The organism is Brevundimonas sp. LjRoot202, from assembly GCF_964253355.1.
Lineage (GTDB): Bacteria > Pseudomonadota > Alphaproteobacteria > Caulobacterales > Caulobacteraceae > Brevundimonas.
This window is the reverse complement of the sequence record NZ_CAXUQW020000001.1, coordinates 528,267-551,009: the sequence shown is the minus strand read 5'-3', so window position 1 is coordinate 551,009 and position 22,743 is coordinate 528,267. Positions and strand designations below refer to the sequence as shown.

Sequence of the window (22,743 nt, the reverse complement as noted above, 5' to 3'; positions counted from 1 at the left end):
GCAGGCGGCCGTATCTCCGGTCGCCGGACCCAAGGAGTCCCGCGATGTACAGAACCCTCATTCTCGCCGGCGTGCTGGCGCTGGCCCCGATCACCGCGGCCGCGGCGCAGGACGCCGGCCCGACCGACGCCCAGATCGCCCACATCGCCTACACCGCCGGCCAGCTGGACGTCGCCGCGGCGCAGCAGGCGCTCGAAAAGTCGACCAATGCGGAGGTCCGGGCCTTCGCCGAGCTGATGGCGCGGGACCATGCGGCCGTGAACGAGCAGGCCGTGGCGCTGGTCACCAGGCTGCAGGTGACGCCGGAGGCCAATCCGACCAGCGCCGCCCTGACCGAGGCCGCCAAGGCGACCCATGACCGGCTGCAGGCGCTGGACGGCGCGGCCTTCGACGCCGCCTATGTCGCCAGCGAGGTCGCCTACCACCAGACCGTCAACACGGCGCTGAGCGGGACCTTGATTCCGCAGGCCGACAACGCCGAGCTCAAGTCGCTGCTGGAGACCGGCCTGACCCTGTTCCAGTCGCACCAGGCCCATGCCGAACACCTGGCCCAGTCGGTCCGGTAGGCCGGTCATGGCCAAAGCCGGACAAACCCGCCGCGCGGTCCTGCTGACCGCTGCGGCCTCGGCCGCCGCCGCCGCCCTGCCGGCGGCGGCCCGGGCCCGGACCCACACCATCGTCATGGAGAAGATGAGGTTCGGGGCGTCGCCGGCCGGCCTTCGGGTCGGCGACACCGTCGTCTGGGTCAACCGCGACCTGTTCCGCCACACGGCCACGGCGCGGAACCAGTTCGACGTCGACTTGGCCCCGGGCGCCAGCGGCAGGACCGTGCTGCGGGCGGCGGGGACCATTCCGTACATCTGCCGCTTCCATCCCGGCATGACGGGGGTGCTGACGGTCGCCCGCTGACGACCGCGTCGGTCGGAGCGCCTGAGACGATCGGGCGCTTCTCCCGGCGCGGGAGAAGGTCTATCTGGCCGGCATGACCGCCTCACAAGACACCGCTTCCGACACTTGGACCGTCGCCGGCCGGACTTTCAGCAGCCGGCTGATCGTCGGCACAGGCAAATACGCCGACTACGCCCAGAACGCCGCCGCCGCCGAGGCCGCGGGGGCCGAGATCGTCACCGTGGCCCTGCGCCGGGTGAACCTGAGCGATCCGTCGCAGCCGATGCTGGTCGACCACGTCAAGCCGGACCGCTTCACCTTCCTGCCGAACACGGCCGGCTGTTTCACCGGCGAGGATGCGGTCAGGACGCTGCGGCTGGCGCGCGAGGCCGGGGGCTGGAGCCTGGTCAAGCTGGAGGTGCTGTCGGACAGCGCCCACCTGTATCCGGACATGGTCGAGACGCTGCGGGCGCTGGAGCTGCTGGTCAAGGACGGCTTCGACGTCATGGTCTACTGCACCGACGACGTGGTCATGGCCAAGCGGCTGGAGGACGCCGGCGCGGCGGCCATCATGCCGGCGGCGTCGCCGATCGGCTCGGGCCTCGGCATCCAGAACCGGGTCAACATCCGGCTGATCGTGGAGCAGGCGACCGTTCCGGTGCTGGTCGATGCGGGGGTCGGCACCGCGTCGGATGCAACGATCGCCATGGAGCTGGGCTGCGACGCGGTTATCGCCAACACCGCCATCGCGGCGGCGAAGGACCCGATCCTGATGGCGTCGGCGATGAAGCATGCGGTGATCGCGGGCCGGGAAGCCTATCTGGCGGGGCGGATGCCGAAGCGGATGTACGCCAGCGCCAGTTCGCCGATGGCGGGGCTGATCTAGGAACACGACCGACAAGGATGACGGCGGGCGTGTTGGCCGCCGGAAGGTCCGGGATGGCAGGGTGTGCATTCAAAAATGCAGGTAAGCGATTCTGTTTGAACAGAGGCGCGCGCCGATGGGGGAGAGCCGGGGCCTGGAGGCGGCGCCGGTGTAGGGTTTGTGCTGTCAAAGACCAGTCCCTGCGGGGGTTCGAGCATGAGAGCACGGCCGTGCGTCAGAAGCGGACGCGGGCGACGGGATGGGCCTTTTCGAACCGGGCCGAGGCGGTGCGGGAGTGTCGGAATGACCCGCGAAGTGTCGGGATGGCAGGGTATGGGATGGCAGGGTTCTGGCCAGGCAGACGGTCGCAGGCGGACGGGATAGCCCGCTGGCTGCATCGTCCGTAGGATGACCGGCCGTTCGCAGCGAGAATGACCATGCCGCAGATCAGTCGTCGCCTCCTCCTCGTCTCGTGCGCCGCCCTTGGCCTCGGCGGAGCGGCCCGGGCGCAGACGCGGGGAAGCCGGGCCCTGGCGGTCTACAAATCGCCGACCTGCGCCTGTTGCGACGGCTGGATCGCGCATATGCGAGCGGCCGGCTTCACGGTCGCGGTGCACATCACCTCCGACCTGCAGACCTTCCGGCGCGGGCGGGGCCTGCCCGACGCCCTGGCCTCCTGCCACACCGGGGTGATCGACGGCTATCTGGTCGAGGGTCATGTGCCCGCCGCCGACGTCGTCCGCCTGCTGGCGGAGCGCCCGGAGGCGCTGGGGCTGACCGCGCCGGGGATGCCGCTGGGGTCGCCGGGGATGGAGACGCCCGATGGCCGCAAGCAGCCGTTCGACACCCTGCTGGTGCTGCGGTCGGGGCAGACGCGGGTGTTCGCACGGCACGGGCGGACGTGAGGTGATGTCCTTCTCCCCCGGAGGGGAGAAGGATCGGTGGGGCGGGTTGGCGGAATCCGCGGCGGGGGTTAGAGCAGGCGCTCCCCGAACCGAGACCGACCATGCACGACATCCGCGCCATCCGTGACAATCCCGCCGCCTTCGTCGCGGGCTGGTCGTCGCGCGGGGTGACGGAGGCGGACGGACTGGTGGCGCGCATTCTCGAACTGGATCGCGAACTGCGCACCGCACAGACGACCGGGCAGGAGGCGCTGGCGAAGCGCAATGCGGCGTCGAAGCTGATCGGCGCGGCGATGACGAAGAAGGACATGGCCGAGGCCGACCGGCTGAAGGCCGAGGTCGAGAGCCTGAAGGGCGACATCGCGGCGGCGGAGACGGTCGAGGCGGAGGTCGGCAAGGACCTGCGCGACCTGCTGGCGGCGCAGAAGAACCTGGCGGCGGACGATGTGCCGGACGGCGAGGACGAGGCGGGAAACGTCGAGGTCTCGCGCTGGGGCGCGCCGCGCGAGGGCGGACCGGCCAAGGATCACGCCGATCTGGGCGAGGCGCTGGGGCTGCTGGACTTCGAGGCGGCGGCGCGGATGAGCGGGGCGCGGTTCGCGGTGCTGAAGGGCGGGCTGGCGCGGCTGGAACGGGCCGTGGGGCAGTTCATGCTGGACGTGCAGACGGCCGAGCACGGTTATCTGGAGGTCAATCCGCCGTATCTGGTCCGCGACGAGGCGATGTTCGGGACGGGGCAGCTTCCGAAGTTCGAGGAAGATCTATTCCGGGTTGGTGAGCACCTTCTCATCCCCACCGCCGAAGTCTCCCTGACCAATCTGGTCCGCGAGCAGATCCTGCCCGAGGAGCAACTCGCCGAGCCGATGCGGCTCACCGCCCTGACGCCGTGCTTCCGGGCCGAGGCGGGGGCGGCGGGGCGGGATACGCGCGGGCTGATCCGGCAGCACCAGTTCCACAAGGTCGAGCTGGTCTCGATCACCCGGCCGGAGGACTCCGAGGCCGAGCACGAGCGGATGGTGCGCTGCGCCGAGGTGGTGCTGGAGAAGCTGGGGCTGCCCTACCGGCGGATGCTGCTGTGCAAGGGCGACATGGGCTTCTCGGCGCGCAAGACCTTCGACCTGGAGGTGTGGCTGCCGTCGCAGGGGACCTATCGCGAGATCAGCTCGTGCTCGAACTGCGGGGACTTCCAGGCCCGGCGGATGGACGCGCGCTTCAAGCGGGCCGGGGAGAAGAAGACCGAGTTCGTGCACACGCTGAACGGCAGCGGGTTGGCGGTCGGCCGCACGCTGGTCGCGATCATGGAGAACTATCAGGACGAGGACGGCCGGATCGCCGTACCGCCCGCCCTGCTGCCCTACATGGGCGGCGTCACCCATGTCGGAGCATGAGGCCATGAAGACCGCCGCCTTCGCCGTCCTGTCGGTTCTGACCCTGGGCGCCTGCGCCTCGAGCCCGCCGGCGGCGATCGATCCGGCGGCGACGACCTTCACCGGCTATGTCCGCTTCGCCGACGGCGAGTTCCAGCTGTATGAACGCCTGGCCCAGGTGCGGATGCCGTTCGCGCGGCCCTGCGTGTCCGGAGTGCTGCCGCGCAATGCGCAGGAAGCGGCCGAGGGCGACCTGTCGGGGCAGAAGGTGACCCTGACGGGCCGGGCCGTGGCCTGGCCGGCGGACGAGGTCGGGCTCAAGCACGAGGGCTCGACCGTCCGCAACCTGTGTGGCGGAGATCACGTGATCCTCGCCCGGACCGTTTCCGTGATCCGCTAGGAGCCGAATGCGCATTCTCCTGACCAACGACGACGGCATCGAGGCCGAGGGGCTGGAATGCCTGGAGCGGATCGCGCGGACGCTGTCGGACGACATCTGGGTGTGCGCGCCCGCGGTCGAGCAGTCGGGCAAGGGGCGGGGGATCACCCTGACCGAGCCGCTGCGGGTCAATTCGTTCGGCGAGAAGCGGTTCGCGGTGACGGGCACGCCGACCGACTGCGTGGTGCTGGCGGTCAACGACCTGATGCCGGAACGGCCCGACCTGGTGCTGTCCGGGGTCAACCGGGGGCATAACGTCGGCGAGGACTGTTCCTATTCGGGGACGGTGGCGGGGGCGCTGCAGGGCATGGCGTTCGGCATCCGCTCGATCGCCCTGAGCCAGTCGCTGGAGCGGTTCCACGACGAGGTGACGGCGCACTGGGAGACGGCCGAGGCGTTCGCGCCGGCGATCATCAGCCGGCTTCTGGCCCAGCCGTGGCAGGCGGGGGTGGTGATGAACCTGAACTTCCCCAACCGCGCGCCGGACGAGGTGGCCGAGATCGAGGTGACGCGGCAGGGCTTCCGCGACATCGGCGAGATGCATGCGGTGAAGCGCACGGACCTGCGGGGGCGGGACTACTACTGGATGAGCTTCCGCGGGGCCAAGCAGGAGCACCCGGCGGGGACGGACCTGCGGGCCATGGACGAGGGCAAGATCTCGGTCACGCCGCTGCACATCGACCTGACCCACATGCCGAGCGTGCACGACCTCAAGGGCGTGCTGGGCGGGGCGCCGCCGAAGACGGTGGCGGCGGAATGAGACTCCACGACGACCGCGCCGGACGTTTGATCCTCGGCCTTCGCCAGCAGGGGGTGACGGACCCCAAGGTGCTGGAGGCGATGGAGTCGATCGACCGCGCCGTCTTCGTGCACGAGAAATTCCTCGATCAGGCGTGGGAGGACCAGGCCCTGCCGATCGACTGCGCCCAGACCATCTCGCAGCCCTATATCGTCGGCCTGATGACCCAGGCGCTGGACGTGCAGCCGCGCCACCGGGTGCTCGAGATCGGCACCGGGTCGGGCTACCAGGCCGCGGTGCTGAGCCGGCTGGCGCGCTATGTCTATTCGGTGGAGCGGTATCGCAGCCTGCTGAGCGAGGCGGAGCGGCGGCTGAAGGTGCTGCAGATCGACAACGTCATCACCCGGCACGGCGACGGCGGGCTCGGCTGGCCCGAACAGGCGCCGTTCGACCGGATCATGGTCACGGCGGCGTCGCCGGGCGAACCGACCGAACTGCTGCATCAGCTGAAGCCGGGCGGCATACTGGTGTGCCCGGTGGGGCGCAGTTCGGTGCAGCGGCTGCACCGCTATGTCAGTCTCGAGGACGGTTCGTTCCGACGCGAGAGCCTGGCCGAGGTGCGGTTCGTGCCGCTGGTCGAGGGGACGGCGAAGGAGGGGTGAGGGCAGGGCCAGGGATTAGGGATTAGGGATTAGGGATTAGGGATCAGGGATGAGTGGCCGGTGATGGCTTGCCGACAAGCAGCCCCGGGAGTCGGGTGGACCTGCTGTTCTGAACCTAATCCCTAATCCCTAATCCCTGTTCGCCTCCCATTAACCTTCCCGCCCAACTTTGGCGCGGTTTTATGGGTCTGGTCCGGCGGGGCAGAGTCGAGTCGAGGAGCGGGCGCATGAATCGGATCAGGGCGGGGCTGAAGGCGCTGGCGGTGCTGGGGGCGATGAGCCTGACGGCGGCGTGCGCGAGCTATCCGGCCGAGCCGCGCTATCCGATCTTCGCCGAGCCGGCCCCGGCCCGGCAGCCGGCCTATCCGGTCACACCCGCCGCCCCGGCGCCGAGCGGCGAGGGCGTCCTGGGACCGACCGATCCGGCCACTGAAGCGCCGCCGCCCGCAACCGCGCCGGTCGCCGAGATCGACGGCGGGGCGCTGGACGCGCCCGTCGGAACGACGCCGCGTTACAATACCGGTCCGACCCCCGCGGCGGGACCGGCCTCGGAGGGCTTCACCAGTCCGCCGCCGCCCGCGTCGGGCGCGCCGGTGACGGCCGGGGCGGCTTACGTGATCCAGCCGGGCGACACCATCTCGGGCATCGGGCGGCGCTTCCAGACGCCGGTGCAGACGCTGATCGACCTGAACGCCCTCGGGCCGAGGGCGGACGTGTCGCCGGGACAGCGCATCATCCTGCCGGCCAACGCCGTCGACATGGGCGGCGATCCCTACGCCACCGGGCCGTCGCCGAGCGGCGTCTATGTGCCCGACGCCGGCGTGCCGCCGCCGCCCCCGCCGCCGACGGTGACCGTGGCCGTGCCGCCGCCGCCGCGCGAGCCGGCGGCGACCGCCGGACCGGTGGGCGAGCCGCCCGCCGCGACGACGGTGACGCTGGACTGGCCGGTGCGGGGCGAGATCCTGCGGCGCTTCGGCCCCGTCGGCATGGGCGAGCGCAACAACGGGGTGAACATCGGCGCCGCGGCCGGGACCGAGGTGCGCGCCGCCGCGGCGGGCCGGGTCGGCTATGTCGGCGACGACCTGGCGGGGCAGGGGCTGACGGTGCTGGTCGTGCACCGCGACGGCTGGCGCTCGGTCTATGGCCACCTGGGTTCGGCGCTGGTCCGCGACGGCGACGACGTGCAGGCGGGGCAGGCCGTCGGCACGGTCGGCACGACCGCCGGCGACGGCCAGCCGTCGATCCATTTCGAGACCTGGCGCATGCGCGGCGACGAGCCGACGGCGATCGATCCGCTGACGGTGTTGCCGCGCTGACGCGCCCTGTGTCCTGAAGCCAAGCGGCGCGTTGCAATGTGAAGCGACGCGCCCTAGGTTCCGCGCCTCATTTTCAGGGCGCCGCGGGGCCCGGTATCCAGAGAACGATCGATGACTCCCACCGACGGCGGCCTGATGGCCATGTTGATCAACTTCGCGCCCATCATCATCATCGGCGTGATGGGATACCTGCTGCTGGTCCGGCCGCAGATGAAGCAGGCCAAGGCCCACCGCGAGATGATCTCGGGCCTGAAGCGCAACGACACGGTGGTGCTGTCGAACGGCATGGTCGGCAAGGTGACCCGCGTCGAGAACGACGAGGCCATGGTCGAGATCGCCCAGGGCGTGAACGTCCGCGTCATCAAAGCCATGATCACCCAGGTGCGCGACCGCACCGGCGTCGCGGCCAACGACACCAAGACCATCTCCAAGGCCTGATCACGGCGCTCTGAAAGGTCGGGGAACCTCGCATGATCCATCTGTCGCGCTGGAAGGTCATCCTTCTCGCCTTGTCGTTCGTGTTCGGTCTGGTGTTCGCCCTGCCGAACATGCTGACCGCCGAGCAGCGCGCCGCGCTGCCGGGCTGGGTCCCGAGCCAGGTTCTGAACCTCGGGCTGGACCTGCGGGGCGGTTCGTACCTGCTGCTGGAAGTCGACCTTCCGGCGATGCGCGAGAAGCGGCTGACCAACCTGGGCGAGGACGCCCGGTCGGTGCTGGGCGAGGCGGGTATCGAGCTCACCAACATCGCCCGCGAGGGCAACGGCGTGGTGGTCACCCTGGCCGACCCGACGCGATTGGATCGGGCCAACGAGCTGATGCGCGAGTTGATCCGGCCCGGCGCCGGCGGGCTCGCGGACCGCACCGTCCGCCGTGTCGGCGACGATCGCCTGCGTTACGAGTTCACGCAGGGGGCGCTGGATTCCATGGCGTCCGAGGCGGTCAGCCAGTCGATCGAGGTGGTGCGCCGCCGGGTCGACGAGACCGGCACCAAGGAGATCTCGATCACCCGCCAGGGCCCGGACCGCATCGTCGTGGTCGCGCCCGGCGAAAACGATCCGACCGAACTGGAGCGGCTGGTCGGGCAGACGGCCCAGCTGACCTTCCAGATGGTCGAGAGCGACCCGCTGATGATCAACGACGCGATGGCCGGCAATGTGGCGCCGCACCTGGAGCTGACCGCCGATCAGGACGGGGTGACCCCGCTGTTGATCGAGAAGCGCATCATCCTGACCGGCGAGAATCTGGCCAGCGCCTCCGTCGGCCAGGACCAGAACCGGCAGAACGCCATCGACTTCCGCTTCGACAGCGCGGGCGGCCGCCGGTTCGCGGACGTCACCAGCAACAACATCGGCAAACGCTTCGCCATCCTGCTGGACGGCAGGGTGATTTCCGCCCCGACCATCCAGACGGCGATCACCACCAACAACGGACAGATCACGGGCGGCTTCAGCATCGCGGAAGCGTCCGAGCTGGTGAAGCTGCTCAACGGCGGGGCCCTGCCGGCGCCGCTGAAGGTCGAGGAGCGCCGCACCGTCACCGCCGAACTGGGCGCCGACGCCGTGGCCGCGGGCGCGCTGTCGACGGCGGTCGGCTTCATCATCATCCTGGCCTTCATGCTGGGCGCCTACGGCCTGCTGTTCGGCGGCATCTCGGTCATCGGCCTGTTGCTGAACGGCCTGTTGATCATCGCCGCCATGTCGATGACCGGGGCGACCCTGACCCTGCCCGGCATCGCCGGTCTGGTGCTGACCTTCGCCGTGGCCGTGGACGCCAACGTGCTGATCTATGAGCGGATGCGCGACGAGGCGCGGGCCGGACGGTCGGTCATCGCCTCGCTCGACGCCGGCTTCAACAAGGCCATGGGCACCATCGTCGACGCCAACCTGACGACCCTGGTGGCGGCGTTGATCATGTTCATGTTCGGCGCCGGGCCGGTGCGCGGCTTCGCCTGGACGCTGACCATCGGCGTCTTCACCTCGATGCTGTCGGCCGTTCTGGTCGCACAGGTCGGACTGGCCTGGTGGCTGAAGGCCACCAAGCCCAAAAAACTGCCGATCGCGGAGTGATGTCGATGCGTGGATGGCCCCTCATCAGACTGCTGCCGGTCAAGACGAACCTGCATTTCGTCAAGTACGCCAAGGGCTTCGGCGTGCTGTCCGCGATCTTGTGCATCGCCTCGATCGCGGCCTGCTTCTATCCCGGCCTCAACATGGGCATCGACTTCCGCGGCGGCGCCGCGATGGAGGTGGCCAAGCCGGCGGGTCAGGAGCTGCCGCTGGATCAATTGCGCGGCGCGGTGGGTGAACTCGGGCTCGGCGACGTACAGGTGCAGGGCATCGCGCGGCTTGGATCGAATGTGAACGACGGCTCGACCGCGTTGCTTCGCTTCCAGATCCCCGAAGGCCGCGACCAGACCCAGGTGGTCCAGCAAGTCGAGACCGCCGTCTCGAACGCCGTCGGCGAGGTGACCTATTCCGGCGTCAGCGTGGTCGGATCCAAGGTGTCGGGCGAGCTGTTCCAGTCGGGTCTGATGGCGCTCGGTCTCGCGGTCCTGCTGATGTTCGCCTACATCTGGTTCCGGTTCGAGCCCCAGTTCGGCTTCGGCGCGGTGATCGGCCTGCTCCACGACGTGATCCTGACGTTCGGACTGATCGTGCTGTTCAGGCTCGAGTTCAGCCTCAACATGGTGGCGGCGATCCTGACGGTCATCGGCTATTCGATGAACGACACCGTCGTCGTGTTCGACCGTCTTCGCGAGAACCTGCGCAAGTACAAGACGATGCCGCTGCGCGAGGTGATCGACCTGTCGATCAACGAGACCCTGTCGCGGACCATCATCACCGGGGTCACCGCCATCATGGTGCTGGCCGCGCTGGCCTTCCTCGGCGGGCCGACCCTGTTCGGCTTCTCGATCGCGCTGATGTTCGGGATCATCGTCGGCACCTATTCGTCGATCTACGTCGGCGCGCCGGTCATCCTGATGTGGGGCGTCAAGCGCGGCGGATCGTCCGACGACGCCAAGCCGATCAAGCTGGGCATGGCGAGCCAGCCGTAGGGCCGCGGGGAAAGCCCCCACAGTCTTTCGGTGTTTGTCGGGCGCGAGCGGCGCTATGGTGCCGTTTCAACGAATCGCACGGCGAGAGTCGGACGGTTCCTCCAAAACGCTCTGGGAGGGGTGGACCATGGGCAAGCTGCTCGCGAATTTCCGCACGACGGTGCTGCTGAGCCTCGTGCTGGCAGGGGTGATGATCTACGCCTTCGGCAGCGTCGCGCCGGGCGGTTTCGACCTGATCTTCTGGCAGGCGGTGTTCCGCTGGACCCACGTCTTCGCCGGCATCCTGTGGATCGGCCTGCTGTGGTACTTCAACTTCGTCCAGATCCGGGTCATGCCGTCGATCCCGGCTGAGCTGAAGCCGGCCATCGGCAAGCATATCGCCCCGGAGGCGCTGTTCTGGTTCCGCTGGTCGGCCTTGGCCACGGTGCTGGCCGGTCTCGCCCTGGCGTTCAGCCGCGGCCACGCCTACGCCGTCGAGGTGTTGAGCTTCGGCCTCGTGCAAGGTCTGACCGACGACCAGAAGGGCTACACCCTGATGGGCATCGGCGTGTGGCTGGCCATCGTCATGTTCCTCAACGTCTGGGGCGTGATCTGGCCGAACCAGAAGCGGGCGCTGGGCATCGTCGTCGTGGAGGACGACGCCAAGGCGAAGGCGGCGCGCGTCGCCATGTTGGCGAGCCGCATCAACATGCTGCTGTCGCTGCCGATGCTGACCTCGATGGCGATGTATCAGACCCTGTTCGGCTGAATCCGATCGTCGGCGGGTCACGACTCGCTACGAAATGGCATAAGGAAACGTCGCGTCCGTCCGGACGCGGCGTTTTCGCATCTGGGCCCCGGCGTTCGCCGGGGTGAGCGGAATAGAAATTGAGCGCCTTCCCTTCCCTCGACGAACAGGTCCGGGCGGCCGACCCCGACCGCTGGCTGTCCAGCCGGTTCGCGGCCGATGCGCAGGCGCGCGCCGATCTGGTCGCCCTGTATGCGTTCGAGGCGGAACTGCTGGCCATTCCGACCCGGGTCACCCAGCCGTTGCTGGCCGAGATGCGCTACGCCTGGTGGCGGGAACAGCTGGACGGGGTGTTCGCCGGCGTGGCGCGCAAGGGCCATCCGGTGCTGGAGGCCCTGACCGACATGGTCGCCCGGCGCGGGCTGGAGCGGGCGCCGTTCGAGGCCCTGATCGAGGCCCACATCGGCCGGGTGCACGGCGAGGCCCACGATCTCGACGCCTTCTACGTCGGCCCGATGCAGTTGGCGGCCCGGATCCTGGCGGCCGCCGAGCCGGAAGTCGCGGCCCCGGCGGGGCGGGTCTGGGGCCTGGTCCAGACGGGGCGTTTCGACGAGGCGCGCGGGGCCCTGGCGGAGGCGGCCCGCGCCGCGCGCGCCCTGCCGGTCCAGGCCTTTCCCGCCGTCCTGCCGGCCACGTTGGCGCGACGGCCCGGCGCCGGGCCGCTGGAGAAGCGGATGCGTCTGCTATGGGCCGCAGTTCGCGGGCGGCTGTGACTTGATGCCCTCGATCACCGCCGGATCGCCGTCGCCGAAGAAGGCTTCGCGCGCGGCGGGCGGCGGCAGCGGATCGCCGGTGCGCCAGTCCATGAATTGGGTCGCCCAGGTCGCCGCGGCGCGGTCGTAGCCGCCGGCGCCGAAGGCGGTGACCGCGCCGTGCATGATGTTGCGGCGAGCAACGCCGACGCCGAGTTCCTGCAGCGCGTCGCGGAAGATGTCGTCGGCCTCGCCTCGTCGCCCGGGTTCGCCGATCGAGTACAGCCAGTCATGGACGACGGCCGCGATGGCGTGGCGGCCGAAAGGGGGGATCAGCCAGCGGCCGACTCTCGGGATCGAGGCGAAGTCGGTGACGTAGCCGGCCGGAACCCAGATGGCGCGGCCGGTGCGCTCGTTGATGTAGCCGAAGGGCTGGATGACCACGACGGTCGTGCGGCCGTCGCGTTCGCGGTCCTGCTGGTGGTTGATGGCGCAGACGAGCGGGCGATCGACGGCCGTCGGCGGAGCCACGGCGGGAGGCAGGGCGGTGGCCGCGACGGCGGCTTCGGCGGGGGCGGCGCAGAATGACATGGCCGCCCGACTATGCCCGATGCAGGCGACGGATTCATCCACGGACGATGCCGCTTTGCGAACGCGGGCGGCGCGGGCCATATGGGCGCCATGGCGAGACTGGGCGAGCGGACAGGACGACGGGGCGATTCGGTGGCCAAGGCCGCCCAGGGCGCGCCGCCGGTCGAGGCTCCAAAGGGCCCGCCGACCGGCCAGGCGCTGCTGGACCTGATGCGGCTGGTGCGGCGGTCGAACGCGCCGCAGCTGCCCCTTCGCCTGCTGGCGGCGATCAGCATGACGCTGGGAGGCAAGGCGCTGGGCGTTCTGGCCCCGCTGGTGCTGGGTGCGGCGGTGAACCGGCTGGCGGCGGGGCAGGGGGCGGCGGTCGGCATGGCCTGGGGCTTCGGCGCGTTCGCCATCGGCTGGGCCTTCGTACGCCTGCTGTCGGCGATCGCGCCCAACGCCTCGGACGTGGTGTTCGCCCCGGTGCGCTCGGCGGCGCAGCGGACGGCGGCGACCGAGACCTTCGCCCACGCGCTGAGCCTGTCGCTCGATTTCCACCAGACCAAGCGGTCCGGTTCGCTGTCGCGGACCATGGATCGCGGCGCGCGGGCGGTCGACTTCCTGATGCGCATCCTCGCCTTCAACCTGATCCCCACCGGGGTCGAGCTGGTGCTGGCGGCGGGGGTTCTGGCCGGGAAATACGACTGGCGGTTCGGGGCCGTGGCGGTGGCCGTGGTGGCGATCTACGCCGTGACCACCTTCGCCCTGTCGAACTGGCGGATCGAGCACCGGCGCGAGATGAACGCCGCCGACACCCAGGCGGCCGGGGTCTCGGTCGACGCCCTGCTCAACTACGAGACGGTCAAGTCGTTCGGGGCCGAGGCGCGGGCGGCGCGGGTCTATGACGAGGCGCTGGGCGACTACACGCGGGCGGCGCTGAAGGCCAACAGTTCGCTGGCCCTGCTGAACATCATCCAGGCGACGATCATGAACCTCGGCCTCGCCGTGATGGCGGTCATGGCCGGGTTCGAGGCGGCGGCGGGACGGATGGGGCCGGGCGACGTGATGGCGGCGGTGCTGATCATGATCTCCCTGTATGCGCCGCTGAACATCCTGGGCTTCGCCTATCGGGAAATCCGCCAATCCTTCATAGACATGGAGGAGATGCTGAAGGTGACGCGTCAGACGCCGCAGGTCGCGGACGCGCCCGACGCCACGCCCCTGCCGCGGCCGGCGGACGCGCGCGGCGCGGCGCTGGCCTTCGAGCAGGTCGGCTTCCGCCACGACGCCCGGGCCAATGGACTGGAGAATGTCAGCTTCGTGGCGCCGCCGGGGACGACGACGGCGCTGGTCGGGCCCTCGGGGGCGGGCAAGTCGACGGTCGTCAAGCTGGCCCTGCGCCTGCTCGACCCGCAGGAGGGGCGGGTGCTGATCGACGGTCTCGACGCCCGGCAGGCGACGCAGGAATCCCTACGCGCGGCGGTGGCGCTGGTCCCCCAGGATGTTGCGCTGTTCAACGACACGATCCGCGCCAACATCGGCTTCGCCCGGCCTGACGCGGACGAGGCGGCGATCTGGGCGGCGGCGGACGCGGCCGAGCTGGACGAGTTCATCCGGGCCCTGCCGCAGGGCATGGACACCATGGTCGGCGAGCGGGGGCTGAAGCTGTCGGGCGGCGAGCGCCAGCGCGTCGGCATCGCCCGGGCGCTGCTGGCCGATCCGTGCATCCTGATCCTCGACGAGGCGACCAGCGCCCTGGACAGCCGCACCGAGGCGGCGATCCAGAAGACCCTGCGCCGGGCCCGCAGCGGGCGCACCACCCTGGTGGTCGCGCACCGGCTGTCGACCATCGCCGACGCCGACCAGATCCTGGTGCTGAAGGGCGGCCGGATCGTCGAGCGCGGCGCGCACCACGAACTGGTGGCGCGGCAGGGCGGGGAGTACGCGGCGCTGTGGCGCAAGCAGACGCGCGGCGCGAAGGCCGATCGTCAGCCCGCCTGACCGAATTTGCGCGCCACCATTTCGGCGAGGTGGGCGGTGACCTGTTCGCGTTCCTTGACGGCGTCCGCGGGCAGGGTGTTCAGCAGCCGCAGCGACTGGATGTGAACCGCCATGATCCGCCAGTCGAACGTCGCGCCGTTCGCCGAGGCGCGGTCGACCATGTCGCACAGGCTGAGGGCCACGGCGCAGATCTCGTCGAGCTCGAACGGGTGGGCGGCGTCGATGACGTGGTTGGCGGAAACATAGATGTGCTGGAGGCTGCGGACCGTGGCTTCGGGATCGGTCGGGGCCTCGAGCCCGGCGAGGGCGTCGATATGGCGGGTGACTTCCTCCAGACCCTTTTCGCGCAGGGCCGCGATGTTCTGCCGGGCCCGGGTCAGGGCGACGCCGACGGTGACGCCGCCGGCGCTGTCGATCAGTTTGGCGAGGCGGGACTTGCGCCGGGCGTGGGTGATGACGGTCATTGGGCCGCCTCCGCCGCCGCCTTCTTTTCAGCTTCGAACCGGGCGCGGCGGATGACGTCGTCGCGGCGTTCCTTGCCGGGCGGGTCGGTGTCGCGGAAGCGCCGGTCGGGGCCGAAATATTCGCCGACCTCGAGGAAGGGACGGCCGTCGCGCGCCACCCAGACGATCCGCTCCAGCAGGCTGGCGGCGCTGAACGGCTTGGTGATGATGAAGTTGGCTCCGCAGTCCCGGGCCTTGGCGACCATGGCGCGGGGGATGTGGGCGGCGATCATGATGACCGGGACGAAGGCGTTCGGCGGGCCCGAGCGGCGCAGCCAGTGGACAAGATCAAAGCCGTCCATCCCGGGCATGTCGCAATCGACGACGAGCAGATCGATCTCGATCTCGCGCAGGACCTCGATCGCTTCGGCCGCGCTGCGCATCGAATAGCGGGTCTTGATGCCGAAGCCGAGCAGGGCGCTCGAGGTGATCTCCGCCGCGAAGGGCGAGTCGTCCACGATCATGGTGACCGCGCCGGTGAGATTGATGATCGCGGTCTCCCGCAAGGTCTCGCCGACGACGCTCATGCTACCGGTCCCACCCGAGTCGCCCACCGCAACTCAGCATGGAGACAGAGTGGCTGGACAACCCTCGCTGAACGGTTAACGAAACCTCAGCCCATGCGGCCGATCGCGTAGTAGCGGTCAGCCCGGGCCTTGCGGATCTGCTCGGGCGAGAGGGCCGACAGGACGGCCAGTTCCTCGGCCAGCGCGTCGCCGACGGCGGCGATGGCCGCGGCCGGATCGGCATGGGCGCCGCCGACCGGCTCGGGGATGATCCGGTCGACGATCTTCAGTTCGAGCAGGTCGGGACCGGTGATCTTCATGGCCATGGCGGCGTCGCGGGCGCGGGCTCCGTCGCGCCACAGGATGCCGGCCGCGCCCTCGGGCGAGATCACCGAATAGATCGAATGCTCGAGCATCAGCACCCGGCCGGCGGCGGCGATGGCGATGGCTCCCCCGGAGCCGCCTTCGCCGGTGACGGTGGCGATGGAGGGCACGCCGAGGGTCAGGCAGCGCTCGGTCGAGCGGGCGATGGCCTCGGCCTGGCCGCGCTCCTCGGCGCCGAGGCCGGGATAGGCGCCGGCGGTGTCGACGAAGGTCAGGACCGGCAGGCCGTATTGCTCGGCCAGGTCCATCAGCCGCACCGCCTTGCGGTAGCCCTCGGGCCGGGCCATGCCGAAATTGTGGGTCAGGCGCGTCTGGGTGTCGTGGCCCTTTTCATGGCCCATGACCACGACCGGTTCGCCCCGGAAGCGGGCCAGACCGCCGAGGATGGCCTGGTCGTCGCCGAACTGGCGGTCGCCCTTGAGCTCGACGAAATCGGTGAACAGGCCCTCGCAGAAGTCGACGAAATGCGGCCGTTGGGGATGGCGCGCGACCTGGGTCTTCATCCACGGGTCGAGGGCGGCGTAGGTCTTCCTGCGCAGATGTTCGGCCTTCTTGCGCAGGCCCTCGACCTCGGCGTCGAACGAACCGGAGGTCGAGGAGAGCAGATTCAGCTCCTCGATCTTCGCCTCCAGCTCGGCGATCGGCTTTTCGAATTCGAGGTAGTGCACGGCCATCAAGGGGTCCGGAACAGGCGCGCCACGCGGCGCATCGGGAGGCGGCGGAACCTAGTGGGGTCAACGCCGGGGGGCAAGCGGGGTTCAGTCGTCACGGGCGAGCGGATGTTTGTCGCGCACCACCTGGGACAGGCGGTCGACGGCGACGTGGGTGTAGATCTGGGTGGTGGCGATGTCGGCGTGGCCGAGCAGGGTCTGGACCACGCGCAGGTCGGCTCCGCCCTCGAGCAGGTGGGTGGCGAAGGCATGGCGCAGGACGTGCGGGCTGACCCGGGCGGGATCGACGCCGGCGTCGACGGCGGACTGGTCCAGAAGCTGGGCGAAGCGGCGGGGGGTGAGGTGGCCCTTCGAGGACGACGAGGGGAACAGCCAGGGGCTGTCGGGCGCCTTCTCCGGCCGGGCTGCGTCGCGGGCGATGAGCCACGCCTTCACGGCCTCGCGGGCCGAGGTGTTGAGCGGGGCGAGCCGTTCCTTGCCGCCCTTGCCGCGGACGATCAGGAAGGCCGGGTCCCGGCGCACCGCCTCGACGCGCAGGCCGAGCAGCTCGGAAACGCGCAGGCCGGAGGCGTAGGCCAGCTCGACCAGGGCGACGAGGCGCAGGCCGGCGGCGCCGTCGCGGGCCGAGGCGGCGGCGAGCAGGCGTTCGATCTCGTCGCGGCTGAGGGTCTTCGGCAGGCTGCGGCCCTGCTTCGGGGCATCGAGGCGGCGCGAGGGGTCGTCGGCCCGCCAACCCTCGCCGAGCGCGAAGCGGTAGAACTGGCGCACGGCCGAGCGGCGGCGGGCCTGGGTGGCGGCGGACAGGCCGCGCGCGCCGAGGCCGGCGTACCAGGCCTCGACGGCGGCTTCGTCGGCCTGCATCAGGCCGCCGGACAGGGCGGTTTCGGCGTCGGCGAGATCGCGCCCGTAGGCCGACAGGGTGTGGGGCGAGGCGTCGCGCTCGACCGACATCATTTCCAGAAAGGCCTCGACCTGGGGCGTGCTCATGCGCGGGACCGCTTTGCGTCGGCGGCGCCTGGTGTAAAGGGTGGTCGGGTCATGACGCCTTGCCTGCCGCCGCCCGTTCCGCCGCCATCCTCCCGCCTCCCGCGAGGCCGGTCATGAGCGAGGTCGTTACGGGGGCAGGCCTGATTCCGGTTCATCGCCGCACCATAGCGCTGGTCGGGCTGATGGGGGTGGGGAAATCGACGGTGGGGCGGCGGCTGGCCAAGCGGCTCAACCTGCCCTTCGCGGACGGCGACATCGAGATCGAGGCGGCGGCGGCCATGACCGTGTCGGACATCTTCGCCCGGCTGGGCGAGTCGGAATTCCGCGCCGGAGAGGCGCGGGTGATGAAGCGGCTGCTGGAGGGTCCCCGCATGGTCCTGGCCACCGGCGGCGGTGCGATCCTGAACCCGGACACCCACGCCCTGCTGAAGGAGCGGGCGGTGACGGTGTGGATGCGGGCCGATCTGGAAACGGTGGCGCAGCGGGTGCAGCGGCGCGACACCCGGCCGCTGCTGCGCGGACGCGATCCGCTGACCGCGCTGAAGGCCATGGCCGAGGTGCGCTACCCGATCTACGAGACGGCGGACCTGACCGTCGACGTGGCGGGCGGGGCCCACGCGCAGGCGGTGGAGGCGATATACGAGGCCCTGCAGGCCCATTTCACCGCCCATGAGCCGGAGATGAAGGCGTGACGACGACCGTGCCGGTCTCGGGCGGCGGCTTTCGCCCCTATGAAGTGGTCGTCGGCCACGGGCTGTTGGCGGAGCTGGGCGCGCGCGTGGCCCCGCTGGCGCAGGGGCGGACCGTGGTCATCACCGACGAGACCGTCGGCCGGCTGCATGGCAAGGCGGCGTTGGCGTCGCTGAAGGCGGCGGGCGTTCATGGACGCCTGCTGACCGTGCCGGCGGGCGAGGCGTCCAAGTCGTTCAGCGAACTGGAGCGGGTGATCGACCGGATGTTGGCCTTCCAGCTGGACCGCAAGGACGTGGTGGTCGCGCTGGGCGGGGGCGTGGTCGGCGATCTGGCCGGGCTGGCGGCGGCCCTGTTCATGCGCGGCATCGACTTCGTGCAGGTTCCCACGACCCTGCTGGCGCAGGTCGACTCGTCGGTGGGCGGCAAGACGGCGATCGACACGCCGCGCGGCAAAAATCTGGTGGGAGCCTTCCATCAGCCCCGTCTGGTGGTGGCCGACATCGAGGTGCTGGCGACCCTGCCGGAGCGGCAGCTGCGCTCGGGCTGGGCCGAGGTGCTGAAGCACGGCCTGATCTGCGACTCTGGCTTCTTCGACTGGCTGGCCGGGGACGGGGCGGCCGGGGCGAAAGGCGATCCGGGGGCGCTGGAGCGGGCCGTGGTGCGCTCGGTCGAGATCAAGAGCGCCATCGTCGGCGAGGACGAGAAGGAGGCCGGGCGGCGAGCCCTGCTCAACCTCGGCCACACCTTCGGTCATGCGATCGAGGCCGAGCTGGGCTTCGACGAGGCGAAGCTGACGCATGGCGAGGCGGTGGCGCTGGGCTGCGCCCTGGCCTTCCGGTTCTCCGCCGGGCAGGGGCTGTGCCCCCCAGGCGAGGCGGAGCGGGCCGAAGGCGTCATCGCGGCGGCCGGCCTGCCGACGCGGCTGGCGCAGGCGGGGACGTTCCGCAGCGCGGCGCTGGTCAAGCGGATGGCGGGGGACAAGAAGGCCGAGGGCGGGCGGATGACCCTGATCCTCGCGAGGCGCATCGGCGAGGCCTTCGTCGCGAAGGAGGTCGACGCGGCGGCGGTGACCGCGTTCCTCGAGCGGGAGATCGCCGCCGCATGAGGATCGAGCCGCTTGTGCTGGAGAATCGCTGGGTGCGGCTGGAGCCGTTCGCACCTGGGCTCAGGGAGGCGGTTCGGGCGGCCCTGAACGTCGACGAGGCGGCGTGGTCGATCATGGTGTCGACGGCCTACGGCGAGCATTTCGACGGGTGGTGGGACGGGTTCGTCGAGCGCTTCGAGGCCGGACGCGACACGCCCTATGCGGTGCGCCGGCTGGAGGACGGCCGGATCGTCGGGGCCAGCAGCCTGCATGACCTGTTTCCCCAGCACCGCCGGGTGGAGCTGGGCTCGACCTTCTTCCATCCGGACGCGCGCGGCGGCGCCGTCAATCCGGCCAGCAAGCGGCTGTTGCTGCAGCACGCCTTCGACAGCGGCGTCGTGCGGGTCGAGATCATCACCGACGGGATCAACGCCCGCAGCCAGGCCGCCATCGCCAAGCTGGGCGCGGTCCGCGAGGGCGTGCTGCGCCGGCACAAGATCACCCACACAGGCCGGGTGCGCGACACGGTGATGTTCGCCATCACCGATCAGGACTGGCCGGACGTGCGGGCGCGGCTGGATGCGCGGCTGGCGGAATTCTAGTCCACCGCCCGGCAGTCGGTGGGCTCACGGCCGTCGGCGGTCCAGCGGGCCATGATTCCCTCGCCGCGAAGCTCGTAGCCCGAGGCGCGGTACCACAGGCCCGAGGCCGCTCGCTCCTGGAACAGGTCGACGGCCTCACCATTCGAGTTTCGCACGGTGGCCATCTCGCGCGGGTTGTCGAAGTCGACCGACAGGCGCTCGCCGTTGTTGCAGAGATAGACGGTGCGGATGACGCGGTTGAGCCCGCGTTGCTGGACCTCGGCCCCGGTGCGGCGACGGGCCGTCTGCGCCGTCTGGGCGCGTTCGCGCACCGCTTCTCCGTCGGTCGGCGCCTCGGTGGGTTTGGGCCCGCAGGCCGTGAGGAGGACGGCGACGGCGACGGCGACGGGCATCAAACGCATGGAAACAAGCCTTGCCGTGGGGGACGGGCGGTTGAACGCGCCGCTCAAGCGGCCGTTCCTTTGCGCCGGGCCCGGAAAAAGGCGCGCAGGAGCTCGGCGCCTTCGTCGGCCAGCACGCCGCCGGTCGTGTCGGGCCGCCAGTGGCAGGTCGGCTGATCGAAGAAGCGCGGACCATGGGCCACCGCGCCGCCCTTGGGGTCGTCGGCGCCCCAGACCACGCGGCCGATCCGGGCGTGGCTGATGGCCCCGGCGCACATGGCGCAGGGCTCGAGCGTGACATAGAGGGTGAGGCCGGTGAGGCGGTAGTTCTCCAGCTTCGCTGCGGCCGCGCGCAAGGCGACGATCTCGGCGTGGGCGGTCGGATCGTGGGCGCTGATGGGGCCGTTGCGGCCCTCGGCGACGACCTCGCCGGAGCTTTCGTCGACGATCACGCAGCCCACGGGAGTCTCTCCCGCGTCCGCCGCCGCTTGCGCACAGGCCAAGGCCATGTGCATGAACCGCTCATCATGGCCAGCCATCCCCGAGACAACGACAAGAAGCCGCGCCCGCGTCAAGACGGCGACCGCGACGGCCCCCGCAAACCCTATGTCAAACGCGTCGAGGGCGCGGACGACCGGGGCCCGCCCAAGGGCGGCAAACCCTTCAACAAGGCGGGCGGGAAGCCGGGCGTCAAAGGGGGAGGCAAGCCCTTCTCGAAGGACGGCAAGCCCGCGGCCAAGGCCGAGGAGGGCCCCAAGCGCAGCGAACGCATCGCCAAGGCCATGGCGCGGGCCGGCATTGCCTCGCGCCGCGAGGTCGAGCGGCTGATCGGTCTCGGCAAGGTGGCGGTCAACGGCAAGATCCTCGACACGCCGGCGACCCTCGTCACGCGCGACGACGTCATCACCGTCGACGGCAAGCCGATCGGTTCGGCCCAGGCGACGCGGGTGTGGCGCTATCACAAGCCGGCCGGCCTGCTGACCTCCCACACCGACCCGGCCGGACGGCCGACGGTGTTCGACGCCCTGCCCAGCGGCCTGCCGCGGGTCATTTCGGTCGGGCGGCTCGACCTCAACACCGAGGGCCTGCTGCTGCTGACCAACGACGGCGAGCTGAGCCGGGCGTTGGAACTGCCCCAGACCGAGCTGGTGCGCCAGTACCGGGCCCGGGCGCGCGGCCGCGTCAGCCAGCTGCAGCTCGACACGCTGAAGGACGGCGTCACCGTCGACGGCGTGCGCTACGGCCCGATCGAGGCGACGCTGGACAAGGCGAAGGAAAGCGAGGGCAACAGCCCCGCCAATCTGTGGATCAGCGTCTCGATCACCGAGGGCAAGAACCGCGAAGTCCGCAAGGTGCTGGAGCACCTCGGCCTGACCGTGAACCGGCTGATCCGCCTGGCCTACGGGCCGTTCCAGCTCGGCACCCTGCCGGTCGGATCGGTCGAGGAGGTCGGGCCGCGGGTGATCCGCGAGCTGCTGGCGGAGCATATCCGGCCGGAGAACCTGCCCACCGGCAACACGGTGGCGACGCCGGCGCCGATCCCCGGACGGCGCATCTCGACGCCGATCGTCAAGGGCGCGTCGGGCTCGGCCATCTCCGATCCCTCGCGCAAGCCGAGCCGGGTGCGCGCGGCCGGAGCCGCCGCCGACGCCGCCGCCGAACGGGCCGCCCGCCCGCAGAAGAAGGCCGGCTGGGCCAAGGCCGCGCCGAAGTTCGAGCATCCGAAGAAGAATTTCACGCCGCGGGCCCGGCCGGAAGGCGAGGCGGCCGGCGGCGACCGGCCGAAGCGCGTCTTCAAGCCGCGCGAGGACCAGTTCATCGACAAGCCCCGCGGGGAGCGGTCGTTCTCCAAACCCGCGGCCGACGGGGATCGTCCGAAGCGCCCGTTCAAGCCGCGCGAGGGCGGCGCGCCCCACGGCGAGGGGCCGTCGGGCGGGTTCAAGCGCGGCGGCGGCACACGCAGCAACCCGCCCGGCGGCTCGCGCCCGCCGCGTCCGGGCGCCGGTCCCGCCGGGGGACGCGGTAGCCCGCGCGGACCCCGCTCCAAGGGTTGAGTCATGCGGATCGTCGCGGGATCGTTGAAGGGCCGGGCCATCGTCGCGCCGGAGGGACAGGGCACGCGCCCGACCTCGGACCGGGCGCGGCAGGCGGTGTTCAACGTGCTGGAGCACGCGGCGTGGGCCGAGTCGCTGCAGGACGCGCGGGTGATGGACGTCTACGCCGGGTCAGGCGCGCTGGGCTTCGAGGCGATCAGCCGGGGCGCGGCCTTCGCCCTGTTCGTCGAGACGGATGAGGATGCGCGCGGCGCGATCCGCGAGAACGCCGACGCCTACGGGGTGATGGGGCGGACGCGTGTGCATCGGCGCAGCGCCACGGACCTGGGGGTGCGGCCGGGATCGGACGGAGAGGCGTTTGACCTGGCCTTCCTCGATCCGCCGTACCGCAAGGGGCTGGGCGAGCAGACGCTGGTGCGGCTGCTGGAGGGGAACTGGCTCAGGCCCGGCGCGGTGGTGGTGTTCGAGCGGGGCTCGGACGAGCCCGAGATCGACACGCCCGGCTATGAGCGGCTGGACGCGCGCGACTATGGGGCCGCGCGGGTGCTGTTCCTGAGGGCTGCGCGGGCGGACTGAGCCGGGCTGGCGCG

The 22,743-nt window shown here is 70.6% G+C and carries 27 protein-coding genes; 20 read left to right on the top strand and 7 right to left on the bottom strand.

What is annotated here, in order from left to right; genetic code table 11:
* Window positions 1–44: 44 nt before the first annotated feature.
* The 14 genes from ACSQ1L_RS03060 (at window position 45) to ACSQ1L_RS02995 (ending at window position 11,736) form a co-directional block, all read left to right on the top strand.
* The gene (locus ACSQ1L_RS03060; protein WP_435991815.1) at window positions 45–566 is read left to right on the top strand and encodes a DUF4142 domain-containing protein; all 522 of its coding nucleotides are present in this window, start codon (window positions 45–47) and stop codon (window positions 564–566) included.
* Window positions 567–573: 7 nt separating this feature from the next.
* Window positions 574–909: a cupredoxin domain-containing protein gene (locus tag ACSQ1L_RS03055; protein WP_435991813.1), complete on the top strand. Its 336-nt coding sequence runs from the start codon at window positions 574–576 to the stop codon at window positions 907–909.
* Between the two features lie 73 nt (window positions 910–982).
* Window positions 983–1,774 (top strand): HisA/HisF-related TIM barrel protein, encoded by a 792-nt coding sequence (locus ACSQ1L_RS03050; protein ID WP_435991811.1) that lies wholly within the window; start codon window positions 983–985, stop codon window positions 1,772–1,774.
* 416 nt (window positions 1,775–2,190) lie between these two features.
* Window positions 2,191–2,658 (top strand): DUF411 domain-containing protein, encoded by a 468-nt coding sequence (locus ACSQ1L_RS03045; RefSeq protein ID WP_435991810.1) that lies wholly within the window; start codon window positions 2,191–2,193, stop codon window positions 2,656–2,658.
* A 101-nt stretch (window positions 2,659–2,759) separates the two neighbouring features.
* Window positions 2,760–4,046: a serine--tRNA ligase gene (serS, locus tag ACSQ1L_RS03040; RefSeq protein ID WP_435991808.1), complete on the top strand. Its 1,287-nt coding sequence runs from the start codon at window positions 2,760–2,762 to the stop codon at window positions 4,044–4,046.
* Between the two features lie 4 nt (window positions 4,047–4,050).
* On the top strand, window positions 4,051–4,425 hold the full coding sequence (locus ACSQ1L_RS03035; protein ID WP_435991807.1) for a hypothetical protein: 375 nt from the start codon (window positions 4,051–4,053) through the stop codon (window positions 4,423–4,425).
* 7 nt (window positions 4,426–4,432) lie between these two features.
* The gene (gene surE, locus ACSQ1L_RS03030) at window positions 4,433–5,224 is read left to right on the top strand and encodes a 5'/3'-nucleotidase SurE (RefSeq protein ID WP_435991805.1); all 792 of its coding nucleotides are present in this window, start codon (window positions 4,433–4,435) and stop codon (window positions 5,222–5,224) included.
* Complete coding sequence (locus ACSQ1L_RS03025; RefSeq protein ID WP_435991803.1) at window positions 5,221–5,865, top strand: protein-L-isoaspartate(D-aspartate) O-methyltransferase; 645 nt, start codon at window positions 5,221–5,223, stop codon at window positions 5,863–5,865. The genes surE and ACSQ1L_RS03025 overlap by 4 nt, the downstream gene beginning before the upstream one ends.
* 227 nt (window positions 5,866–6,092) lie before the next feature.
* The gene (locus ACSQ1L_RS03020) at window positions 6,093–7,181 is read left to right on the top strand and encodes a peptidoglycan DD-metalloendopeptidase family protein (protein ID WP_435991801.1); all 1,089 of its coding nucleotides are present in this window, start codon (window positions 6,093–6,095) and stop codon (window positions 7,179–7,181) included.
* 111 nt (window positions 7,182–7,292) lie between these two features.
* Window positions 7,293–7,619 carry a preprotein translocase subunit YajC gene (yajC, locus tag ACSQ1L_RS03015; protein WP_435991799.1) on the top strand — a complete coding sequence of 109 codons (327 nt, stop codon included), beginning with the start codon at window positions 7,293–7,295 and terminating at the stop codon, window positions 7,617–7,619.
* 32 nt (window positions 7,620–7,651) lie between these two features.
* On the top strand, window positions 7,652–9,247 hold the full coding sequence (gene secD, locus ACSQ1L_RS03010) for a protein translocase subunit SecD (protein ID WP_435991797.1): 1,596 nt from the start codon (window positions 7,652–7,654) through the stop codon (window positions 9,245–9,247).
* A complete protein-coding gene (gene secF, locus ACSQ1L_RS03005; RefSeq protein ID WP_435991796.1) occupies window positions 9,247–10,236 on the top strand; it encodes a protein translocase subunit SecF in 990 nt (329 codons plus the stop codon). Before secD ends, secF begins: the two co-directional genes overlap by 1 nt.
* A gap of 127 nt (window positions 10,237–10,363) precedes the next feature.
* Window positions 10,364–10,984, top strand: a complete 621-nt coding sequence (locus tag ACSQ1L_RS03000) for a hypothetical protein (protein WP_435991794.1) — start codon at window positions 10,364–10,366, stop codon at window positions 10,982–10,984.
* Window positions 10,985–11,103: 119 nt separating this feature from the next.
* Entirely contained in the window at window positions 11,104–11,736 is a 633-nt protein-coding gene (locus tag ACSQ1L_RS02995) for a squalene/phytoene synthase family protein (RefSeq protein WP_435991792.1), read from the top strand.
* On the opposite strand, the gene ACSQ1L_RS02990 is transcribed toward ACSQ1L_RS02995, so the two are convergent.
* On the bottom strand, window positions 11,707–12,348 hold the full coding sequence (locus ACSQ1L_RS02990) for a DUF1353 domain-containing protein (RefSeq protein WP_435991790.1): 642 nt from the start codon (window positions 12,346–12,348) through the stop codon (window positions 11,707–11,709). The two genes, ACSQ1L_RS02995 and ACSQ1L_RS02990, sit on opposite strands and share 30 nt — an antisense overlap.
* Window positions 12,349–12,396: 48 nt before the next feature.
* On the opposite strand from ACSQ1L_RS02990, the gene ACSQ1L_RS02985 reads away from it, so the two are divergent.
* A complete protein-coding gene (locus ACSQ1L_RS02985; RefSeq protein ID WP_435991788.1) occupies window positions 12,397–14,289 on the top strand; it encodes an ABCB family ABC transporter ATP-binding protein/permease in 1,893 nt (630 codons plus the stop codon).
* Here the strand turns inward: ACSQ1L_RS02985 and ACSQ1L_RS02980 are convergent.
* From ACSQ1L_RS02980 to ACSQ1L_RS02965, 4 genes are all read right to left on the bottom strand, one after another.
* Entirely contained in the window at window positions 14,277–14,753 is a 477-nt protein-coding gene (locus ACSQ1L_RS02980) for a chemotaxis protein CheE (RefSeq protein WP_435991786.1), read from the bottom strand. The genes ACSQ1L_RS02985 and ACSQ1L_RS02980 overlap by 13 nt on opposite strands.
* Window positions 14,750–15,319, bottom strand: coding sequence for a response regulator (locus ACSQ1L_RS02975; RefSeq protein WP_435991784.1), 570 nt, complete (start codon window positions 15,317–15,319; stop codon window positions 14,750–14,752). Before ACSQ1L_RS02975 ends, ACSQ1L_RS02980 begins: the two co-directional genes overlap by 4 nt.
* Before the next feature lie 86 nt (window positions 15,320–15,405).
* Entirely contained in the window at window positions 15,406–16,356 is a 951-nt protein-coding gene (locus tag ACSQ1L_RS02970) for an acetyl-CoA carboxylase carboxyltransferase subunit alpha (RefSeq protein ID WP_435991782.1), read from the bottom strand.
* Window positions 16,357–16,440: 84 nt separating this feature from the next.
* Window positions 16,441–17,340, bottom strand: coding sequence for a site-specific tyrosine recombinase XerD (locus ACSQ1L_RS02965; RefSeq protein ID WP_435991781.1), 900 nt, complete (start codon window positions 17,338–17,340; stop codon window positions 16,441–16,443).
* A gap of 113 nt (window positions 17,341–17,453) precedes the next feature.
* Between ACSQ1L_RS02965 and ACSQ1L_RS02960 the strand changes: the two genes are divergently transcribed.
* From ACSQ1L_RS02960 to ACSQ1L_RS02950, 3 genes are read left to right on the top strand one after another with little or no spacing between them, the layout of a single operon-like run.
* Window positions 17,454–18,032 (top strand): shikimate kinase, encoded by a 579-nt coding sequence (locus tag ACSQ1L_RS02960; protein ID WP_331030519.1) that lies wholly within the window; start codon window positions 17,454–17,456, stop codon window positions 18,030–18,032.
* Window positions 18,029–19,138, top strand: coding sequence for a 3-dehydroquinate synthase (gene aroB, locus ACSQ1L_RS02955; RefSeq protein WP_435991779.1), 1,110 nt, complete (start codon window positions 18,029–18,031; stop codon window positions 19,136–19,138). The genes ACSQ1L_RS02960 and aroB overlap by 4 nt, the downstream gene beginning before the upstream one ends.
* Entirely contained in the window at window positions 19,135–19,719 is a 585-nt protein-coding gene (locus ACSQ1L_RS02950; RefSeq protein WP_435991777.1) for a GNAT family N-acetyltransferase, read from the top strand. Before aroB ends, ACSQ1L_RS02950 begins: the two co-directional genes overlap by 4 nt.
* Here the strand turns inward: ACSQ1L_RS02950 and ACSQ1L_RS02945 are convergent.
* Both ACSQ1L_RS02945 and tadA read right to left on the bottom strand, forming a co-directional pair.
* The gene (locus tag ACSQ1L_RS02945; protein ID WP_435991775.1) at window positions 19,716–20,120 is read right to left on the bottom strand and encodes an MliC family protein; all 405 of its coding nucleotides are present in this window, start codon (window positions 20,118–20,120) and stop codon (window positions 19,716–19,718) included. The genes ACSQ1L_RS02950 and ACSQ1L_RS02945 overlap by 4 nt on opposite strands.
* 44 nt (window positions 20,121–20,164) lie before the next feature.
* The gene (gene tadA / locus ACSQ1L_RS02940; protein ID WP_435991773.1) at window positions 20,165–20,638 is read right to left on the bottom strand and encodes a tRNA adenosine(34) deaminase TadA; all 474 of its coding nucleotides are present in this window, start codon (window positions 20,636–20,638) and stop codon (window positions 20,165–20,167) included.
* Between tadA and ACSQ1L_RS02935 the strand changes: the two genes are divergently transcribed.
* The gene (locus tag ACSQ1L_RS02935) at window positions 20,627–22,153 is read left to right on the top strand and encodes a pseudouridine synthase (protein ID WP_435991771.1); all 1,527 of its coding nucleotides are present in this window, start codon (window positions 20,627–20,629) and stop codon (window positions 22,151–22,153) included. The genes tadA and ACSQ1L_RS02935 overlap by 12 nt on opposite strands.
* A 3-nt stretch (window positions 22,154–22,156) precedes the next feature.
* On the top strand, window positions 22,157–22,729 hold the full coding sequence (gene rsmD / locus ACSQ1L_RS02930; protein ID WP_435991769.1) for a 16S rRNA (guanine(966)-N(2))-methyltransferase RsmD: 573 nt from the start codon (window positions 22,157–22,159) through the stop codon (window positions 22,727–22,729).
* Window positions 22,730–22,743: the final 14 nt, after the last annotated feature.

Bases quoted from the DNA above. Each gene is read 5' to 3' on its own strand.
- ACSQ1L_RS02970 (WP_435991782.1), bottom strand. From the start codon at position 16,356: ATGGCCGTGCACTACCTCGAATTCGAAAAGCCGATCGCCGAGCTGGAG.
- surE (WP_435991805.1), top strand. From the start codon at position 4,433: ATGCGCATTCTCCTGACCAACGACGACGGCATCGAGGCCGAGGGGCTG.
- ACSQ1L_RS03050 (WP_435991811.1), top strand. From the start codon at position 983: ATGACCGCCTCACAAGACACCGCTTCCGACACTTGGACCGTCGCCGGC.
- ACSQ1L_RS03025 (WP_435991803.1), top strand. From the start codon at position 5,221: ATGAGACTCCACGACGACCGCGCCGGACGTTTGATCCTCGGCCTTCGC.
- ACSQ1L_RS02950 (WP_435991777.1), top strand. From the start codon at position 19,135: ATGAGGATCGAGCCGCTTGTGCTGGAGAATCGCTGGGTGCGGCTGGAG.
- secD (WP_435991797.1), top strand. From the start codon at position 7,652: ATGATCCATCTGTCGCGCTGGAAGGTCATCCTTCTCGCCTTGTCGTTC.
- ACSQ1L_RS03045 (WP_435991810.1), top strand. From the start codon at position 2,191: ATGCCGCAGATCAGTCGTCGCCTCCTCCTCGTCTCGTGCGCCGCCCTT.
- ACSQ1L_RS03035 (WP_435991807.1), top strand. From the start codon at position 4,051: ATGAAGACCGCCGCCTTCGCCGTCCTGTCGGTTCTGACCCTGGGCGCC.
- yajC (WP_435991799.1), top strand. From the start codon at position 7,293: ATGACTCCCACCGACGGCGGCCTGATGGCCATGTTGATCAACTTCGCG.
- secF (WP_435991796.1), top strand. From the start codon at position 9,247: ATGTCGATGCGTGGATGGCCCCTCATCAGACTGCTGCCGGTCAAGACG.
- ACSQ1L_RS03020 (WP_435991801.1), top strand. From the start codon at position 6,093: ATGAATCGGATCAGGGCGGGGCTGAAGGCGCTGGCGGTGCTGGGGGCG.
- ACSQ1L_RS02965 (WP_435991781.1), bottom strand. From the start codon at position 17,340: ATGAGCACGCCCCAGGTCGAGGCCTTTCTGGAAATGATGTCGGTCGAG.
- ACSQ1L_RS02975 (WP_435991784.1), bottom strand. From the start codon at position 15,319: ATGAGCGTCGTCGGCGAGACCTTGCGGGAGACCGCGATCATCAATCTC.
- ACSQ1L_RS02985 (WP_435991788.1), top strand. From the start codon at position 12,397: ATGGCGAGACTGGGCGAGCGGACAGGACGACGGGGCGATTCGGTGGCC.
- ACSQ1L_RS02945 (WP_435991775.1), bottom strand. From the start codon at position 20,120: ATGCGTTTGATGCCCGTCGCCGTCGCCGTCGCCGTCCTCCTCACGGCC.
- rsmD (WP_435991769.1), top strand. From the start codon at position 22,157: ATGCGGATCGTCGCGGGATCGTTGAAGGGCCGGGCCATCGTCGCGCCG.
- ACSQ1L_RS03055 (WP_435991813.1), top strand. From the start codon at position 574: ATGGCCAAAGCCGGACAAACCCGCCGCGCGGTCCTGCTGACCGCTGCG.
- serS (WP_435991808.1), top strand. From the start codon at position 2,760: ATGCACGACATCCGCGCCATCCGTGACAATCCCGCCGCCTTCGTCGCG.
- ACSQ1L_RS02960 (WP_331030519.1), top strand. From the start codon at position 17,454: ATGAGCGAGGTCGTTACGGGGGCAGGCCTGATTCCGGTTCATCGCCGC.
- ACSQ1L_RS02935 (WP_435991771.1), top strand. From the start codon at position 20,627: ATGGCCAGCCATCCCCGAGACAACGACAAGAAGCCGCGCCCGCGTCAA.
- ACSQ1L_RS03000 (WP_435991794.1), top strand. From the start codon at position 10,364: ATGGGCAAGCTGCTCGCGAATTTCCGCACGACGGTGCTGCTGAGCCTC.
- ACSQ1L_RS03060 (WP_435991815.1), top strand. From the start codon at position 45: ATGTACAGAACCCTCATTCTCGCCGGCGTGCTGGCGCTGGCCCCGATC.
- ACSQ1L_RS02980 (WP_435991786.1), bottom strand. From the start codon at position 14,753: ATGACCGTCATCACCCACGCCCGGCGCAAGTCCCGCCTCGCCAAACTG.
- tadA (WP_435991773.1), bottom strand. From the start codon at position 20,638: ATGGCTGGCCATGATGAGCGGTTCATGCACATGGCCTTGGCCTGTGCG.